At 45.9% G+C, this 18,223-nt stretch carries 18 protein-coding genes; 11 read left to right on the forward strand and 7 right to left on the reverse strand.

Features of this window, described 5'->3' with window-relative positions:
* Nucleotides 1-124 precede the first annotated feature (124 nt).
* Entirely contained in the window at nucleotides 125-484 is a 360-nt protein-coding gene (locus PQQ36_RS20535) for a four helix bundle protein (protein ID WP_038964895.1), read from the reverse strand.
* An 81-nt stretch (nucleotides 485-565) separates the two neighbouring features.
* A complete protein-coding gene (locus tag PQQ36_RS20540) occupies nucleotides 566-1,702 on the reverse strand; it encodes a polysaccharide export protein (RefSeq protein ID WP_273662489.1) in 1,137 nt (378 codons plus the stop codon).
* A gap of 626 nt (nucleotides 1,703-2,328) precedes the next feature.
* On the opposite strand from PQQ36_RS20540, the gene PQQ36_RS20545 reads away from it, so the two are divergent.
* The 11 genes from PQQ36_RS20545 (at nucleotide 2,329) to PQQ36_RS20600 (ending at nucleotide 13,461) form a co-directional block, all read left to right on the forward strand.
* Nucleotides 2,329-2,598, forward strand: coding sequence for a hypothetical protein (locus PQQ36_RS20545; RefSeq protein WP_039508989.1), 270 nt, complete (start codon nucleotides 2,329-2,331; stop codon nucleotides 2,596-2,598).
* Nucleotides 2,599-2,970: 372 nt separating this feature from the next.
* The gene (locus PQQ36_RS20550; protein WP_182290364.1) at nucleotides 2,971-3,126 is read left to right on the forward strand and encodes a hypothetical protein; all 156 of its coding nucleotides are present in this window, start codon (nucleotides 2,971-2,973) and stop codon (nucleotides 3,124-3,126) included.
* 342 nt (nucleotides 3,127-3,468) lie between these two features.
* On the forward strand, nucleotides 3,469-4,047 hold the full coding sequence (locus tag PQQ36_RS20560) for a hypothetical protein (protein WP_273662490.1): 579 nt from the start codon (nucleotides 3,469-3,471) through the stop codon (nucleotides 4,045-4,047).
* Nucleotides 4,044-4,775 (forward strand): YjbF family lipoprotein, encoded by a 732-nt coding sequence (locus tag PQQ36_RS20565; protein ID WP_273662491.1) that lies wholly within the window; start codon nucleotides 4,044-4,046, stop codon nucleotides 4,773-4,775. Before PQQ36_RS20560 ends, PQQ36_RS20565 begins: the two co-directional genes overlap by 4 nt.
* The gene (locus tag PQQ36_RS20570; protein ID WP_273662492.1) at nucleotides 4,772-5,569 is read left to right on the forward strand and encodes a capsule biosynthesis GfcC family protein; all 798 of its coding nucleotides are present in this window, start codon (nucleotides 4,772-4,774) and stop codon (nucleotides 5,567-5,569) included. Before PQQ36_RS20565 ends, PQQ36_RS20570 begins: the two co-directional genes overlap by 4 nt.
* A gap of 2 nt (nucleotides 5,570-5,571) precedes the next feature.
* Nucleotides 5,572-7,821: a YjbH domain-containing protein gene (locus tag PQQ36_RS20575; RefSeq protein ID WP_273662493.1), complete on the forward strand. Its 2,250-nt coding sequence runs from the start codon at nucleotides 5,572-5,574 to the stop codon at nucleotides 7,819-7,821.
* 247 nt (nucleotides 7,822-8,068) lie between these two features.
* A complete protein-coding gene (gene rfaD, locus PQQ36_RS20580) occupies nucleotides 8,069-9,010 on the forward strand; it encodes an ADP-glyceromanno-heptose 6-epimerase (protein WP_273662494.1) in 942 nt (313 codons plus the stop codon).
* 157 nt (nucleotides 9,011-9,167) lie between these two features.
* The gene (locus PQQ36_RS20585) at nucleotides 9,168-10,160 is read left to right on the forward strand and encodes a lauroyl-Kdo(2)-lipid IV(A) myristoyltransferase (RefSeq protein ID WP_108677861.1); all 993 of its coding nucleotides are present in this window, start codon (nucleotides 9,168-9,170) and stop codon (nucleotides 10,158-10,160) included.
* Nucleotides 10,157-11,215: a lipopolysaccharide heptosyltransferase II gene (waaF, locus tag PQQ36_RS20590; protein WP_045596164.1), complete on the forward strand. Its 1,059-nt coding sequence runs from the start codon at nucleotides 10,157-10,159 to the stop codon at nucleotides 11,213-11,215. The genes PQQ36_RS20585 and waaF overlap by 4 nt, the downstream gene beginning before the upstream one ends.
* Nucleotides 11,209-12,471, forward strand: coding sequence for a lipid IV(A) 3-deoxy-D-manno-octulosonic acid transferase (gene waaA, locus PQQ36_RS20595; RefSeq protein WP_039552418.1), 1,263 nt, complete (start codon nucleotides 11,209-11,211; stop codon nucleotides 12,469-12,471). The genes waaF and waaA overlap by 7 nt, the downstream gene beginning before the upstream one ends.
* Before the next feature lie 6 nt (nucleotides 12,472-12,477).
* The gene (locus tag PQQ36_RS20600) at nucleotides 12,478-13,461 is read left to right on the forward strand and encodes a polysialyltransferase family glycosyltransferase (RefSeq protein WP_051934080.1); all 984 of its coding nucleotides are present in this window, start codon (nucleotides 12,478-12,480) and stop codon (nucleotides 13,459-13,461) included.
* A 47-nt stretch (nucleotides 13,462-13,508) separates the two neighbouring features.
* On the opposite strand, the gene PQQ36_RS20605 is transcribed toward PQQ36_RS20600, so the two are convergent.
* From PQQ36_RS20605 to PQQ36_RS20625, 5 genes are read right to left on the reverse strand one after another with little or no spacing between them, the layout of a single operon-like run.
* Entirely contained in the window at nucleotides 13,509-14,669 is a 1,161-nt protein-coding gene (locus tag PQQ36_RS20605) for a glycosyltransferase (protein WP_039552415.1), read from the reverse strand.
* Nucleotides 14,670-14,678: 9 nt separating this feature from the next.
* On the reverse strand, nucleotides 14,679-15,452 hold the full coding sequence (locus tag PQQ36_RS20610; RefSeq protein ID WP_273662495.1) for an oxidoreductase: 774 nt from the start codon (nucleotides 15,450-15,452) through the stop codon (nucleotides 14,679-14,681).
* Complete coding sequence (locus PQQ36_RS20615; protein ID WP_130249438.1) at nucleotides 15,452-16,141, reverse strand: acylneuraminate cytidylyltransferase family protein; 690 nt, start codon at nucleotides 16,139-16,141, stop codon at nucleotides 15,452-15,454. The genes PQQ36_RS20610 and PQQ36_RS20615 overlap by 1 nt, the downstream gene beginning before the upstream one ends.
* Nucleotides 16,142-16,145: 4 nt before the next feature.
* Entirely contained in the window at nucleotides 16,146-17,144 is a 999-nt protein-coding gene (locus PQQ36_RS20620) for a Gfo/Idh/MocA family protein (protein ID WP_130249437.1), read from the reverse strand.
* Nucleotides 17,144-18,205 carry a nucleotidyltransferase family protein gene (locus PQQ36_RS20625; protein WP_039552405.1) on the reverse strand — a complete coding sequence of 354 codons (1,062 nt, stop codon included), beginning with the start codon at nucleotides 18,203-18,205 and terminating at the stop codon, nucleotides 17,144-17,146. Before PQQ36_RS20625 ends, PQQ36_RS20620 begins: the two co-directional genes overlap by 1 nt.
* Nucleotides 18,206-18,223: the final 18 nt, after the last annotated feature.

Genomic DNA, 18,223 nt, shown 5'->3' on the forward strand with positions numbered 1-18,223 from the left:
CCTGTGGTCCTGTGGTCCTGTGGTCCTGTGGTCCTGTGGTCCTGTGGTCCTGTGGTCCTGTGGTCCTGTGGTCCTGTGGTCCTGTAAAACAGGAGAGCAACAGCCACACCAATTATGTCAAGTGTTATCGTACCGTGCCTTTGCGAATTTTGATCAACTTCGCCAGCATGACAGAAATATGTTTAGCTTCTTGAACGAATACCATTCCCTGCTCTTTGCTGAGGTAACCCAGCTCTATCGCGATGTAGAGTTGAGTAATCATTTCTCCACAAGAACCCTTAGCAATATATAAGAATCGCGCAGATTCTTTGGCAGTTTCCCTTTCCTCACCTTCTGAAATATTGGAAGGGATGGAAAGGGAACTTCGCGTTATCTGATCAACCAATGCATAGTTTTTACAGCGATGAAGGGCTTTGACGATATCAACAGAAAGTCTTGAACTCTTTTTCCATACTTCAAGCCTTTCAAATCCCAAAACCCTCATCAGCCATCCTTGCTTACACGAGACTTATCCAATCCATTAGCCCCTAGGACCCAAGGGCCATAGGACCGCTTTTAAATTATCTTACGGCCACGTTTTCACGCGTAGAGCACCTTCAGTTAGGTTGTTGAAACCGTTGATAGTTGGTAATAACTGACCAATTACACGGTTCCAGCGAGAGATCGGTGCGGCGGTCACATAAACGATATCGTATGGTTTTAGATCGAATTCTGTGCCAATCACTAGTGCAGAGGCATCTTTAATATTGAGCTGGTAGATGTCCGCCATGCGTTCAGATTTGTTGTCTGACGTGCGGATGACGAATACGCCAGTTGCATCTGCTGAGAGCTCGTTGATTCCACCCACGCTGCTGAGTGCTTCCGTCAGGCTCATGCCTGAGCGATCCATTTTAAGCAATTTGGGATCTTTTACTTCGCCCATTACAAACACTTTTTGGCTGTCGTTGCGTGGCACGTGGATGATATCGCCCGGCTCTAATAAACGGTTTTGCGTTAAATCACCACGCTGCATAAGCGCGTAAAGAGAAATGGCTTGCTCTTCACCGTTGCGAGTAAGCGTCACATTGCGCCAATCGGCATCTTCCGCTAGGCCACCAGCACGGTTTACCGCATCGAGAATGGTTAAAGGGATATTGGTGATGGCTTGTTGGCCTGGGTTTTCAACTTCACCGGTAATGTAAGCTTTCTTCGAGCGGAACGCGGCAACGTTGACATCGACCTGTGGGCTTTCGATAAATTTCGCAAGACGTTTAGCGATATCGGCGCGGATCTCACGCACGGTTTTATCTGCCACTTCTACAGTGCCAATATAAGGGTAGAAAATGGTGCCATCTGCATGCACCCAGTTACCCGCTTCAGATGCACTACGGTAAGAACCTGCTGGAATCGTCAGTTCAGGGTGATCCCAAATGGTAACGTTAAGAATGTCGCCAGGGCCCACTTTGTATTCATAGCGGGCGATCTGCACATCAAGCTCTGGGTTTGCGCGAGAAGTAAAATGCTGCGCTTTGGCGTATTCCGTGACCGATTGGGCGTTTAGCGGATACAGATTAACCACCTCAGAAAGGTTACTTTCTTGGCTGCTATCGTTCACTTCAACAAGGTTTTTATTATCGGTGGATAGATGTGAGCCGGGTACAGTACAACCGGCAAGCAAGGCAGGCGCTAGCATCGCTAGCAGAAGTTTTGTTTTTAGTTCCATGTAAGCCAAATCGTCTAAATTAAGAGTGTTTGCAGCACTCTTGAATGAGCAAAGGTTCGATTGAACACCATTTCTTTCTAACGCTTTTGAAAGCATAGGTATTCAACATAGTTAAAGGCGTTTTCCTTAACCGCATTTAACTATACTTTATAGCCTAGCTCCCACACTGACTGCGATTTTAAGCAGCTTCGAACAACATTCTACGCTAACTGAACGTAAGAAAATGTAAGAACCCGTTAAAAGTGTGGTTTTCCACCCATATTTGTGGCTTTTTTGACACGCTACCGCCCTTTGGTAAGCACGCAAAACCACATAGCGCTGGGACAATTTGCTGCGCAATAGCTCTAATGGCTTGCTGCAACAAAGTACTGACGTTTTATGACACCACTGAGTATTGTGTCATTATTAATATTTTTTATGGGCGGTTATTATCCATATTGTGGCTTAGAGCACAATTGTTTTTGCTAAGCAAACGGTACTATCAATGAGATAAAAACCATAAATTCACATCGTTGCAGCTACAACTAATTGTTTACATTCCGTCCAAATTCTACCTAAAATAAACACCGGAGCTATTAAAGTTCCGACATCGATGTTTGAAAACGTATATATACAAAGGAATAATCATGAAAAAAATCGCATTAGCAGCGTTGATTGCACTAGGTGTATCTTCTACTGCATTTGCTGCGGGTGAAGCTGCAACAGCAACTACAGCAACTAGTACAACTGCTTCTACAGGCGCAGCAGCAGGTGCTGGCGCAGGTGCAGCTGGCGCGGGTGCAGCAACAACTGCAGCAGTAGCGGCAGGTGCAGCAGTAGCGGCAACAGCGGTTGTTGTTTCTTCAAACAACACTACTGGTACTACTGGTACTACTGGTACTACTGGTACTAACTAAGTTTTAGTGCTTTAGTCTCTAAGCCAACACTTGAAAGAGTGTTGGCTTTTTTGTTTTAGGGAAAGTGAACGTAAGTTGCTGGGATTGTTGTGAACAACGACGGTGAAGACGGGTGCTGACGGATGGGTCCCCGCGTTCGCGAGGATGACGGAGTGAGAGAATTGATCCGCACCACCAGCAACACGAACAATAAAGCGCGAAAAACGTGCCACGGCGCTCGCTATACGATGGGTCCCCGCGTCCGCGAGGATGACAAAAACAAGAAAAGAAAAAGCAGAGCTAAGTTCAGCGGCAAAGAACAAAAAACTCAGCACACTGCCGCCACGCCCCCAACTGTCATTCCCGCGCAAACGGGGATCTATTCATCCACACATGTCAGAAGCCACGTTTGGAAACGCACTTGCCGCGACAGACAACGACGAAAGCGAAACCAACAACAACACCGGCAATGAAGCGCTAAAACCGAGCCACGGCGCTCGCTATACAATGGATCCCCGCGTTCGCGAGGATGACGAGGTGAGAGAGTAGCTAAATCAACAGAAACACCAGTAATGAAGCGATAAAACCAAGCCACGGCGCTCGCTATACGATGGGTCCCCGCGTTCGCGAGGATGACGGAAATAAGAAAAGAAAAAGCAGAGCTAAGTTCAGCGGCAAAGAACAAAAGACTCAGCACACCGCCGCCACGCCCTCAACCGTCATTCCCGTGCATACGGGGATAAATTCATCCATACATGCCAGAAGCAGCGTTTGGAAATGCACTCACCGCGACAAGCAACAACTAAAACGAAACCAACAGCAACACGAACAATAAAGCGCTAAAACCGAGCCACGGCACTCGCTATACGATGGGTCCCCGCGTCCGCGAGGATGACAAAAATAAGAAAAGAAAAAGCAGAGCTAAGTTCAGCGGCAAAGAACAAAAAACTCAGCACACCGCCGCCACGCCACCAACTGTCATTCCCGCGCAAACGGGGATCCATTCATCTGCACGTGCTAGAAGCCGCGTTTGGAAATGCACTTGCCGCGACAGACAACGACGAAAGCGAAGCCAGCAGCAACACGGATAATGAGGTGCCAAAACCGAGCCACGGTGCTCGCTATACGATGGGTCCCCTCGTCCGCGAGGATGACAGGGTGAGAGAACTGATCCGCACCACCAGCAACACGAACAATAAAGCGCTAAAACCGAGCAACAGCGCTTGCTATACGATGGGTCCCCGCGTTCGCGAGGATGGCGGAGTGAGAGAATCGATGGTAAATCTTCTGTCGCTAACCCACGCAACGGCGAATGCGAAGGATAACTCCTACGCCAATAAGGATGGCAAGACAGAGGCTTCACTTGACGATTGTTTAATCTCTCCTTTTCTCATTACGCCTTCCATAGTACCCTTGAACACTATTTTTTATTTATGGATTCCTACCAACAACAAGGTTGTTAGTCGATGATAAATCTCCCTTTTCAGCAGGCTATTTTGCCTCGTTTTCTTATGCGCAGTGCAGCCGTAGCCAGTTTGATTCTCCTTTCCGGTTGTGTGCAACGTTTCGATGACATGAGCACCACGCTAAATGAAGCTTTCTTTGGCGCAGAAGACATTACCCAAACCCCTCAGCAGGTGTTAGCGCTTCCCTACGCCAGTACTTATATGAGAATTAATGACGGCCAGCGCATTTTCATGGTGCTCGGCTACGCTGAGCAAAACCCAGACAATAATCAACTACAGCTAAAATGGGTTTCTTCAGACGGCGGAATGATTGTGACGGAAAACGGCCGAGTGGTTAAAACGCTTAATCTACCTTACGGGAATCTTATACGTAGAGAGGTGGATTTAGCGCACTCTCAACAAGCAAAATCTTGGCAAGCCAACCTTCAATGGCAAAGCCAGTATGATTGGAAGACACAAGGCTCCGATAGCAATAAAGGTATGCATTACGGGTATCTTGGCGATGTGACGCTCACGCAAATGGGGAGTGAAGAGGTTATTTCCGCTATTTGGCAGCAAACGTTAACCATCTGGCAAGAGAACATCTTCTTCCCTCAATTAGATACCACAGTGCAAAACCAATACTGGGTTAATGACAGTGGTCAAGTAATGAAGAGCATTCAATATCTTGGGCCTAAAATGACGCGCATTGAATTCGAGATCCTGAAACCGTTTGCGGAGGCTGCACAATGAAAAATGGCTTTTCCTTTGTCACTCTGTTGAGTGGAACTGTGGCGTCGGCATTGACTCTTTCACCTAGCGCTGTAGCTAGTTCACAAGAGAGCAATATTCAGCAACCCACTCAAGTGGTATTGCTCAATCACGATTTACAACTCAACTACCCACAACCGGTTCGTCTTGAGCAAGTGCTCTTGGATGCCAAGCAGCAAAATCGCCAACAAAATGGCTCATTGAATGCACAAACATTGAGTTTCCATGAAGGCTTCCAGCTGTTTAACCTCAACAAACAAGCCGATGCAGATGCACTGCTACTGCGAGTTCGCCAGCAACTTATTGAACTCGCTAAAGATGAAGATTATCGCCAGGCAAGCCAGCTTTTACTAACGCTACTGGAAAAACATCAATACGGTTATCGCGAAAATATTAATTTGGATATTGATGCGGTTCGTTTGAAAGCGGATCTCAACCCTGCCCTACCGGGTCACTATGCCTTGAAACAAGCCTCACGCGAGAACAAGGTGTTTTTATTAGGATTGATTGACCCGAAAACAGTGCCTTTTTCTGCAGATCTCGACGTAGCAGATTACATCGCGGACAGCACATTGAATAACAATGGCAATAAAAGCGAGGCATGGGTGATCGCGCCAAATGGCAACAGTAGCAAAGTAGGTTATAGCTACTGGAATAATCAGCATATGTCCGTGCTACCTGGCTCTACGATTTTCATTGGCTTTAACTCCAGTAATGATGAGCTTCAGGCGCTAGAGAGCGACATCGTCAAACTATTAGGGATGATCAAAGGTTAATTATGACGTACTTCAATTCCTCATCAGAAATCCCAAGCGTTGGCTTTCGCTCTCAAGTTTCCGCCGTTTGTCTTGGCGTGCTCTCCGCGCTCGCAGGCGTAACTTCTTTGCATTCACAAGCCTCTGAGCTTGAAACCGTGACACTTCGCCCCTCACAAACTGATTTTGGTGGCGTGGGTTTAATGCAAATGCCATCTGGCCGTATGGCAAAAGAAGGTGAATTCAACTTTGGTGTTAACCTCAACGACGACTATCACCATTATTACACCTCGCTGCAGTTGTTCGATTGGTTTGAAACCACCATTCGTTACACGCGTGTGCCGGATATGCTGTTTAACCCGAACCCAGATTACAGCGGCGATAATCTCTATACCGACAAAGGGATTGATTTCAAAATACGCCTTTGGCAAGAGAGCTACTGGTTACCTGAAACCTCAATTGGCATTCGAGATTTTGGCGGGACAGGTTTATTTGATGGCGAGTTTATTGCCGCGACCAAACGGTTTGGTCCTATCGACTTTACCCTAGGTATGGGATGGGGTTATATCGGCCAAAGTGGCAATTTCACCAACCCATTTTGTAAAGCTAGCGACAAGTTTTGTGAAAGGCCAAGTGATTTCAAAGGCTCAGGTGGCAGCGTTGATTTTGAGCGCTGGTTTAAAGGCCCTGCTGCCCTCTACGGCGGCATTGAATATCAAACACCGTATCAACCACTGCGCTTGAAAGTGGAATACGATGCCAACGATTACAGCCAAGATTTCCCTTATGTTCAAGGTGGTAAGCCAATGCCACAACATACCCCTTGGAACTTTGGCGTGCTCTACCAACTTGGGGATTGGGGCGATGCTAAGTTAAGTTATCAACGTGGCGATACACTGACATTTGGTTTTAATCTCTACACCAATTTTGATGATCTCAAAGCCGTTTGGCGAGATGAACCAAAGCAAGCCGTTACGGGAAGACCAAGCGAAGGCAATACCGATTGGCAAGCAGTCGCCCAGCAACTAGACAGCAACGCGGGTTATCAGCAAAGCACCTTGTATGAACAAGGCGATGCTTTGGTGATTGCGGGTGAGCAGGTTAAATACCGTGATAGAAAAGAAGCGCAAGATCGCGCCGCCGCGATTTTAGCCAATAACGCACCAGGCTACATCACTACCTATAAGATTGTTGATACGCGCAATGGCGTGGACTTAACACAAACCGAGTTTGATGCAGAAGCTTATAAACAAGCGGCGACGTATCAATACCTTGGTGCCAATAGCCGTGAGCTAGGCAGTACCAGCGAGCCCGATTACCGTGAAAACGCAAAACCATTGACGACACATCGCGAGCGCTGGAACGCAGGTATTTCTCCTGTGTTGGCGCAATCATTAGGTGGCCCTGAAGCGTTCTACTTGTTCCACCTTGGTTTTAATACCGAAGCGAACTATTGGCTAACCAATAACATCGAAGCGAGCGGCTCTATCTACGTCAACCTTGCCGATAACTACGACAAGTTCAACTACGTAGAGAAAAACCCTCATATTTCGAACTTCGCCGTGCCGCGCGTGCGAACGATGTTCCGCTCCTACGTGAGCGATAACCCTGTTCGTCTAAACCATATGCAGCTCACTTGGTTTGCTCAACCTACGCAGCAAGTCTATACACAAATGTACGGCGGTTATTTGGAAACCATGTTTGCTGGTGTAGGTGGTGAAGTGCTTTACCGTCCATTAGGTAAAAACTGGGCTTTGGGCTTGGATGCGAACTTAATCTCACAGCGTGACCCAGATAGCTGGTTTGCTACCTTTGATGAGCCGTTTGTTTATTACGATGGCTACGATGCCTCTAACTGCAAACCAAACGATGTTGGCTGCCAAGCCTACGTGCTTGATAAAGGCACAACGGGTCAACTTTCGGCTTACTACATGCCTCAGTGGTCTTTGCTAGAGAACACGTTGTTTAAAGTCAGCGCGGGTAAGTTCTTGGGCGGCGACAACGGGGTACGCGTCGATTTCTCCAAACAGTTTAAATCCGGCATGATTGTTGGTGCATTTGCGACCGTGACGGACCTGACGACAGAGGAATATGGCGAAGGCAGTTACAACAAAGGCTTCTATATTTCGATTCCATTTGATGCGATGACGATCAAACCAAGCACGGCGCGTGGTGTTTTTGCTTGGCAACCAATCACGCGAGATGGCGGTCAAACACTGAGTCGCAAGTACGAGCTATTTGAAGTGACCAACGCGAGAAGCCGTTGGTATTAAGAGAGAAGGGTCTAGGGTCTAGGGTCTAGGGTCTAGGGTCTAGGGTCTAGGGTCTAGGGTCTAGGGTCTAGGGTCTAGGGTCTAGGGTCTAGTTTGCTTATTTCTCCCCTCTAGACAACTGAATTCTCATCTGATTGGGAATTCAGTTGCCTTCATACGAAGAACCCAGGTTAAGACCAAGTTCTAGCACCCTCCTTCTTTTCCTGATAAAATTTTTAGGCATTTTGTAACCTTAGGTGGAAGATTTATGATCATCGTAACTGGCGGCGCTGGCATGATTGGCAGCAACATTGTTAAAGCCCTAAACGAGATTGGTATCAATGACATTCTGGTTGTCGACAACCTGAAGAACGGTCGAAAGTTCAAAAACTTGGTTGATCTAGACATTACCGATTACATGGATCGAGATGACTTTCTCACTCAGATCATGGCGGGTGATAACTTTGGCCCAATCGAAGCGGTCTTCCACGAAGGTGCTTGCTCTGCAACAACAGAGTGGGATGGCAAGTACATGATGCTCAACAATTACGAGTATTCAAAAGAGTTACTTCACTACTGCCTAGAGCGTGAAATCCCATTCCTATATGCTTCTTCTGCTGCCACTTACGGTGAGACCACTGTCTTTAAAGAAGAACGCGAATACGAAGGTGCACTCAACGTTTACGGCTATTCAAAGCAGCAATTCGATAACTACGTTCGCCGCTTATGGCAAGATGCCGAAGAACATGGCGAGACACTATCGCAAATCACAGGGTTCCGTTACTTCAATGTTTATGGCCCACGCGAGCAACATAAAGGCAGCATGGCATCGGTTGCTTTCCACCTTAACAACCAAATCCTTGCGGGTGAAAATCCAAAACTGTTCGCAGGTAGCGAGCAGTTCAAACGTGACTTCATCTACGTTGGTGACGTGAGTAAGGTAAACTTGTGGTTTATGCAAAATGGCGTTTCTGGCATTTTCAACTGTGGCACGGGCAACGCTGAGTCTTTTGAAGAAGTGGCAAAAGCAGTGATCAAGCATCATGGCAAAGGGGAGATTGAAACTATTCCATTCCCTGAACATCTAAAGGGTGCCTACCAAGAGTTTACTCAGGCAGATCTGACAAAACTGCGCGCCGCTGGGTGCGATGTTGAGTTTAAGACTGTCGCTGAAGGGGTCGCGGAGTATATGGCGATTGTTAATGGTTAGGTTCTAGGTTCTAGGTTCTAGGTTCTAGGTTCTAGGTTCTAGGTTCTAGGTTCTAGGTTCTAGGTTCTAGGTTCTAAAGTGTGTATCTCTGGCGCCTAGGAGTAAAGAACTAACTCATGAATCTTAGCAGACGCTATGACTCGAATATTGACAAAACATGAAAACTGAACGAAACGACTTCGATCCCAAAGCGCACAACCCCACCTTTCAGTGGGGTTTTCTCGCTCCTAAACATTGGGGAATTTGGCTAGGTTTGTTAGTGGGCTTACCCTTTGCTTTGATGCCTCTCCGTTTTCAACGCTGGTTAGTCACAAAGATCATCAACAAACTCACCGACAAACCACCTCGCACGGTTCACAACATTTGGACCAACCTCACTTTGTGCTTCCCAGACAAAACGAATGCAGAAAAAGAAACCATACTGCGTGATTGTTTGATCACTGCCGGCGTTTTCTTACTGAATTTTCCGCTTATTACACTTTTTGGTCGACGCTACCTTGAGAGAAATAGTGACATTATTGGTTTAGCACACCTTGAAGCGGTGAGAGAGCAAGGACACAACGTTATATTGCTTACGCCTCATACTTGGGCCATTGACGTACTGCCCATATTACTGGCCGCAAAAGGAAGCCCAGTGGTGGCCATGATCAAAGAGCAAAAAAGCCCAATTGGTGATTGGTTAATGCACCGACAACGCATCCAATTTGGTGGCCGTATTTATGAGCGCAGTGCAGGAATAAAACCCTACATGAAATCCATTCGTGAAGGTTATATTGGCTACTATCTACCCGATCAAGACCATGGGCGAGAGCAAAGTATTTTTGTCGATTTTTTTGCAACTCAAAAAGCGACGCTTCCTGGTCTAGGTAAGTTGGCTAAAGTGAGCAAAGCAAAAGTCGTATCCTGCTTCACACGCTTTAACGTTGAAACTGGTCGCTACGAGATACACATTTATCCAATGTGGAACAACTTTCCTTCTGCAGATGAATATACTGATGCAAGACAGATGAATGCCTTTATTGAAGAGCAAGTTTCTCGCTATCCCGAGCAGTACATGTGGATTTTCCAGCTGCTACGCACTCGACCAAACCCTGAAGAAAGAAGCCCATACTATAATGAAGCGCTGAAAAAACCGACGGCAGAATCATGAGAAAAATTTTAATCATTGGCCCTTCTTGGGTTGGCGATATGGTGATGTCACAATCACTCTATACCACGCTAAAACAGCAACATCCCGATGCTCTCATTGACGTCATCGCTCCTGGATGGTGTAAACCGATCTTGGAGCGGATGCCTGAAGTCAACCGAGCGATTGAAATGCCGCTAGGCCATGGCGAGTTCAACCTGTTAGGCCGTCGTGAAATCGGTAAATCCCTACGTGAGTTTGGTTATGACCACGCTTACGTCTTGCCTAATTCAGCGAAATCCGCCTTAATCCCATGGTTCGCCAATATTCCCAAACGTACAGGCTGGCGTGGCGAAATGCGTTATGGGCTACTGAACGATCTTCGACCAAACAAGAAAGCTTTTCAGTATATGGTCGAACGTTATGTGGCCTTGGCTCACCCACGTGAGCAAATGATCGATTCCTCATCGTTAGGTGGGCTAGAAACCTTGCCTCGCCCTAAATTGTCTATTCATGCTGATGCTCAGCAACAAACACTAGCGAAGTTTAGTCTTACGGTGCAGAGCAAAGTGATCGGTCTTTGTCCTGGTGCTGAATTTGGGCCCGCCAAAAAATGGCCGGAAAATCATTATGCCGAAGTCGCCCACGCAATGTGTCAACAAGGTCATCAAGTATGGTTGTTTGGTTCGCAAAAAGATCGCGATACCTGTAATGGCATTAAACAAAGCGTACCTAGCGAATTTCATCACCAAATTCACGTATTGGCTGGCGAAACCAGTTTAATTGAAGCGGTGGATCTACTGGCGGCTTGTCACACGGTTGTCAGCAACGATTCAGGCCTAATGCACGTCGCGGCGGCGGTTGGGTGCAATGTCGTCGCGGTATATGGTTCAACATCACCAAAATACACACCGCCTTTGGCAGAAAACGTAGAAATTGTTCACACCGATATCGAGTGTCGTCCCTGCTTTAAGCGCGAATGCCAATACCAACACCTCAAATGCTTGTCTGAACTGACACCAAAACAAGTGTTAGATAGTATTCGTAAACTCGACGCCATTGCGGTGAACGCATGTTAGTGAGATTGCTCTACACACTCCTACTGGCTTTAGCGGCACCTTTGCTGTTGTTTGGTTTGTATCGTAGCAAGCCAAACAAACCCAAGTTTGGCCAACGTTGGAAAGAGCATTTCGGCATCACCCCAAAGCTTGATGGGCAAAACCAACCACTTTGGATCCATGCTGTTTCTGTCGGAGAAAGCCTCGCGGCAATTCCGCTAATTAAAGCAATTAAAGAGAAAACGCCAGACCAAGTGATTGTTGTGACCACCACCACGAGCACAGGTGCAGAACAAATCGAAAAATTAGGGAACTTAGTTGAACATCGCTACATGCCTATCGACTTCGCCTTTGCGGTTCGTGGTTTCCTTAAAGCGATCAATCCGGCCAAAATGCTGATCATTGAGACAGAACTGTGGCCGAATACCCTCGCAACCGTGCACAAAGCCAATATCCCGATTATCGTGGTCAATGCTCGTTTATCAGAAAAATCTCAGCAAAACTACGCCAAAGTTCAGCCGCTATTTAATCTTATCCACCCTTGCTTGAGTAAAGTCCTTTGCCAATCCCAAGCGGACGCCGATCGTTTCGCTCAACTTGGCGTCCCGACAAACAAACTCAGTGTGACGGGCTCGATCAAATTCGATATCCATATCTCCGATGAGATCAAACGCCAAGGCGTGGAATTACGCACTCTGCTTGGCCAACAAAGGCCGGTATGGATAGCCGCAAGTACCCACAAAGGCGAAGATGAACAAGTATTGGATGCTCATAGACAAGTGTTAGAAACGCATCCAAATGCACTCTTAATATTAGTGCCCCGCCACCCAGAGCGTTTTGACTCGGTGTTCGAATTATGCCAAACACAAGGTTTCGAAACCGTAAGGCGTACACAAACAAACTCCGTTGCCGACTCAACGCAAGTGTATCTTGGTGACACAATGGGTGAAATGCTGATCTTACTCGGTGCAGCTGATGTCTGCTTTATGGGTGGAAGCCTAGTTGGGGACAAAGTCGGAGGGCATAATGTGTTAGAGCCAGCAGCTTTGGGAGTTCCTGTTATAACTGGGCCAAGTTATTATAATTTTAAAGAAATAACCATCGCGTTAGTGCAAGCGAAAGGCATTATCGTTATCGAAAGTTCACTACTTGGCCAAAAAACACAACAGCTACTTTGCCACAGTGATCGACAAAAGTTAGTAGCAGATGCAGCCTTGAACGTTGTGCGAAAAAATCAAGGTGCTCTCACTCGGGCTCTCTCAATTTGTATGGAATAAGATTATATGAATGTTTTCTTAGTCACCTCTCCATTTCAGTACATTTGTGCAAATGAAGCTCGAATTTCATATCAAACGCAAGATAACATTTTGATTCTCATCGAACAGGATAATCCAACTGGTCAGCGCCAAATGGCAGCGTTGGTTCAAGAACATGATTGGAAAAAAGTTTTACGCTTTCCTCGGAATAAGCGAACTAGTGTCACGCCAAAGATAATTAAAGAAGTCCAAAGACTCAGCGAAGGACAGCTGGATACCTTGTTCTACAGTGAATATAACGCTTGGCGCAGCAAACTCATCATACGCAACCTTTCATTTAAAAAGCACGTGTTCTTCGATGATGGTACCATGACATTCTTTGACTATTATGATCATATAGAACCAAAGAGTGTTTACTATCGGCCTCGTTTCATCCAAGACATTCAATTACGCTTGCAAGGCATTAAACCTATTGGTCATTTAGGCTTTTTTGAAAATACAGAAATCTTTTCAATCTTTGATTTCCCCGACTGTGTAACAAGTTATCGTCCTAATCATTTATCAACATTAGCACTTAAAGCCCAAAATCAGCACATTAGGCAAAATAAGTATTGTGTTTTTATAGGGCAAGGTTGCATTGGTGAAAAGGGGCATGTAAGCGTCGATGCATACCTAACTGTTTTGCAAAATATCTTAGGAGAAAGTGACTTCCCTGTGCTGTATATACCACATCGAACCGAATCTGAAGAAGTCAGCAAAAGAATAATAGCGCTTGAAGGTGTTACCTATCATCATCCCAAATTTCCTATTGAAATTGAGTTGCTAGAACAAAGTATTGAACCTGTCCGCCTTGTAGGGCTAGCATCTACCGCTCTCTATACCTTATCAATTATTTATCCTGATACAAAAATTCAACTACTGAAAACTGGTGACATACAGGAATCAAGTAGAGCAAATCGAGTTCAGCAATATCTTCAAACATATTTCGCTCTATTTAAGAGAAAACAATAAAATAAAACGCTCCAATCAATGGAGCGTTTTATTTTTAAACATTATATTTATTTTAAGCGGCGAAACTTTAGAAGTTCTCTTTCCCAAGCCGCCCAAACAGATGCTTCGCTATACTGCGCCACATCCTCTTTTGCCTGCAAGCCAAAGCGGTTACGCAGTTCGTCATCTCTCATCAACGCTTCAAGGGCCGCTGCAAACTCATCAGGTGTTGACGCCAGCTTGCCATTATGACCATCCACAATAAGCTGATTTACACCGCTACAGCTTTTAAGGCCTATCGGAGCAAGCCCCAGACTCATAGCTTCCGTCATTGCAAGAGGAAAACCTTCATTTAGCGAAGGAAATGCACAGATAGACGCTGAACTAAGCACCTCATATGGCCGCTCAGTCGCACCACAGTACCTGATTTGCTCAATAAGACCATACTGGCTAATAAGCATGTTCATATCAGCCAAGTATGTTTGATCGCTAACGCTGCCATAAAACTCAACTTGCCAATCTTTACGTAACTGAGGATCAACTGACGCAAAAGCATTGACGATAAGGTGTTGGTTTTTGTTTTTTTCAATTCTAGCTAAATAGATAATTTTCTTTTGAGCAGAGTCTGTGACGGTTTCAAACTGAGGAACAACATTGCCAATAACCACGACATTGGTATTGAGTCCCTTCAAACTAGAAACATACTCCGGTAGTAATACCTGAACTCGCTCTACTGTTTTTAAGGCTTTCTTTTCTAAAACGGTGAGGTTGCTGTATATACGATGAGCATCACTGTGACACATCAAAGTCACAGGATATTGCGCCCCACTGTAATTTAATGACATGAGATCAGACACACCAAATGCCACAATGACATCCGGTGAAAAATCATCTAAAGGCTCGCGTAACGCTCTCCCCACTAACTTTTGTTTAAGAACAAGCACTGGATCATAGTAGTTTTTCATCAGGCCAATTCGACTTAGGCCTCGATACAGCTCACGTTGTATTTTTTGAAGCTTAAAGCGAGGAAAATTCTTTTGCGCATTCAGATTAATCAAATTAACTCGAGGTTCTGAATAGAAAAACGGCTCACCTTGTTCAGAGTCACTATAAATCGCTTGAACATCATGATTCTGTGCTAAATAGTTAGCCATCGCAAAAAAAACCTTTGACGCGCCAGCTGAGCTACCATGCATTTTTCCATGTAGAGAAATAAGTGAGATCTTCATTCTTTCTCTCTACAAACTAAAACCATCATCTACAACAATGTTCTGTCCTGTCACATAACGTGACTGCTCTGAAAGCAAAAACAGTACAGAACCAACCACTTCTTCCACATCCAACATGCCAGCGCCATGCGTTTTCTCTTTATAGGCTTGCAAAAACGCTTCAGGTTGATGGTCAAAGATGCCGCCAGGGCTAACACAGTTAATACGGAAACGGCTGTCATTCACGTAAGACACCACGTATTTGTTGAGGTGTTGAATAGCCGACTTGATCGCTGCGTATTCAACTGGCATCGTCATCGGCGTATTGTTATAAATCTCGAATTTTGGTGCTACAACCCCATAAATGGAGGAGATATTCACCAACGAAAATGGCTGTTGCTGCAGCTTAAAGTAAGCAGCACATTGCTGGGTGAAAAGAAAAGCACTGCCTAAATGCAGAGACAAATTTTCATTGAAGCTTTCTAAACTCACGTCAAAAAAGTGCTTGCCGTAAGTCTTGTTGCGAGGATAGGTTGAATTAACTGCGCCATCGATGTGTAAGTCATGTTGACTAAAAAAGTGCTGCACACTTTCTTCTTTAGTGACATCTAACTCACAGCAAGACAAGTTGTGATCTGTGATATCAACACCTAATGATGACAAACGCTCACGCATTGCATCTGGCTGAATATCGGCTGCTATGACCTTAGCCCCCTGCTTGAGAAGCGCTGGCACTAAGCGTGTTCCAAGTAGGCCACCCGCCCCGGCAACAAGAATAGTTTTATTATTGAGCAATTGTTCCATTAGTTGGTTTCCTCAAGGATCGCTTGGGCTAATTTAAAGTCATAAATATCATCAATATCCACCGCTCGCTCTTTTGGCACTTCGATACTGGTGACTTTGCCCGAAAAAATACCATAGTGATTGAGCACAAAGTGAGGCGTCGTCGCATACACAACCGTGGTAATATCAAACACCGCAGGTGCATCTTGACGACGAGCCACTTCACCTTGTGGCTTATTGACGAGCTCAACCATCCCAGTTTCGGTCTGCTTCACCATATTAAAAAAAGGACTGCGACTCGCTGGTGTCACTGAGATACAGATATCTGCTTCGGTGGTGAAGAGTTTATTGATAGCACCTTCCACATCATCAATACTTCTCAACGGACTGGTGGCAGGTAAACTAATAAATCCATCAAACTCTCCATAGTGTGCTTGCACCCATTCAATAGCATGACGCCAAGACAGCCATTCGGGACTTGTATCACTGGCGAGCTCCGCAGGACGCTCAATCACTATCGCGCCCGATGCACGCGCGACGTCTGCAATTTCAGTATCATCAGTTGAAACAAAAACATGCTCAATTGAAGGGGTGGCCAAAGCAGTATCAATGGAATACTGCAGTAATGGTTTGCCCGCTAGTAATTTAATATTTTTTCTTGGTAGCCCCTTAGACCCACCTCGGGCAAAAATAAAAGCACAGTTTTTCATTCGATTATTCACCTTTTAACTCACCCGACACCGATGTGATTGGAAAGCGCCGTTTGATTTCTTCTATAAGTTCAACACTTTGAGCTGCTTCAGCAAGAGAGACACATTGATTGGGTTGTTGATGGATTTGCGCGACAAAGTCGGCAAGCATCGCCGTGTACATTTGGTTTTTATCCCATTTGGGCTCACTGTAAAGTACTTGGACACCTTGCGATGTAACAAATCGGATTTCATTGCCAATCAAGTCCCACTCCAGCGCCCCTTTGCTGCCCACAAAACGACATTGCCGATGCGCCTTGCGCTGCAAAAAGTCGAGGTGCATGTGTACGATCGCTTGCTTTGAGGTACTTAACAACAGATCTGCACTGTCTTCAACGTCAAGACCAAGCTCTTTGGTTTGGCGCAAAATAGCGTGTTCGAGCGTTAGATCACCCAGTAGCCATTGAGTGTAATCAAACTCGTGGCTAAGCTCTAACAAAGCACCTCCGCCTAAACTGGCTTTCGCGGAAACGCTGTCGCGGTAGTCTTTACTGGGTCGCCAATCAGGCAAATACTGCCCTATCTCGACATAAGCATGATACAACTGACCGATTTTTCCTGAGGCCAATAACGCTTTCATTTCAAGCGCTGAAGATAAATAACGCAAACAATACCCCACAGCGACGGGAGTATCATGCTGCGAAGCCACCTGTTGTAATCGCTGTTCATCGGCTTGTGAAGCCGTCACCGGTTTCTCAATCAGTACGGCAATGCCCGCCTCGATTAGAGGGATAGCATGCGCCGCATGAAATGGCGCTGGCGATGCAATGATCACGAGTTGAACGCGCTGATCGATGAGTTCCTTAATAGACGTCACAAGTAAGTCTGCATCATTGACCGTTTCTTGTGGTACACGCCCACTGGCCGACATCGCATACAATAGTGCGTTGGGGAATAACTGTTTTAAATTCCGTCGATGGCGAGTCGCGATATTTCCTAGCCCAACAACAGCAACTCGTTCCATTAGTCCAATCCCAAAGTATGAATATCTGCTTGCGCTCGATTGAAATCATCCATTCGGCCGATATCCAGCCAATACTCGTGAATTGGGAACATCAAGACGTTGTTTCTTTCCTGCATGTGTTGCTCTAAAAGCGTCGGCATATCAATACGATGATTTTCGGGTACCGATTGAATGACTCTCGGAGAAACCACGTATATCCCTGCATTAACAAAGAAACGTTGAATCGGCTTCTCCACCATGCTGGTAATTTTGTTGCCTTCGCCGTTGATCACGCCGTAGGGAATTTGATAGTCGTATTCGCGAACACACATGGTTGCGTCGGCGTCATGGCTCACGTGAAAATCGAGAAGGCGTTGAAAATCGACCTTGGTCAGCACATCACCATTCATCATAATAAGCGGCAAATCTTTTGGCAGATCTTTCGGCAATAATCCCAGCGCGCCACCAGTGCCCAATGGTGACTCTTCGTGGACATACGTGATATTGACACCGAACTCTGAACCATCACCAAAGTGAGCATGGATCAACTCAGGCATGTAGTGAGTTGAGATATAGAAATTGACGAAGCCCGCCTTAATAAAACTACGGATCACCGTTTCAAGGATCGGTTTGTTGCCGATTTTGAGCATGGGCTTAGGACAGTTATCCGTCAGCGGACGCAAACGAGTACCAAATCCGCCCGCCATCAAAAAGACTGGATTTTGATATTTCGGGCGATGCAATGCGCCATGCAAGGTTTCAAGCCCCACCACCTTTCCTGCTTCATCAAGAAGCGGAATAGATAGGATGCCTTTTTTCTCCATCAGCTCGATCAAGTCTTCTCGACGGGTTCCCATCTTCGCTATCGTCGGAGATAGGTTCATCACCAAAGAGACAGGCTCTGCCAACGTCAAATTCTTGAGCAGGCCACGGCGAATGTCGCCATCGGTTACAACTCCAACCAAATGCTGGTTGTTGTCAACCACTAACGCAACCCTTAAGGCCTCGTTATTAATGATCTCCAGCGCATCGCGTATTGAGTTGTCAGGTTTAATCAATACATTGTTCCAGCAATAGCTCATGGAATATCCTTGAATTTT

The organism is Vibrio sp. CCUG 15886, from assembly GCF_028570825.1.
GTDB classification, from domain to species: Bacteria; Pseudomonadota; Gammaproteobacteria; order Enterobacterales; family Vibrionaceae; genus Vibrio; species Vibrio vulnificus_B.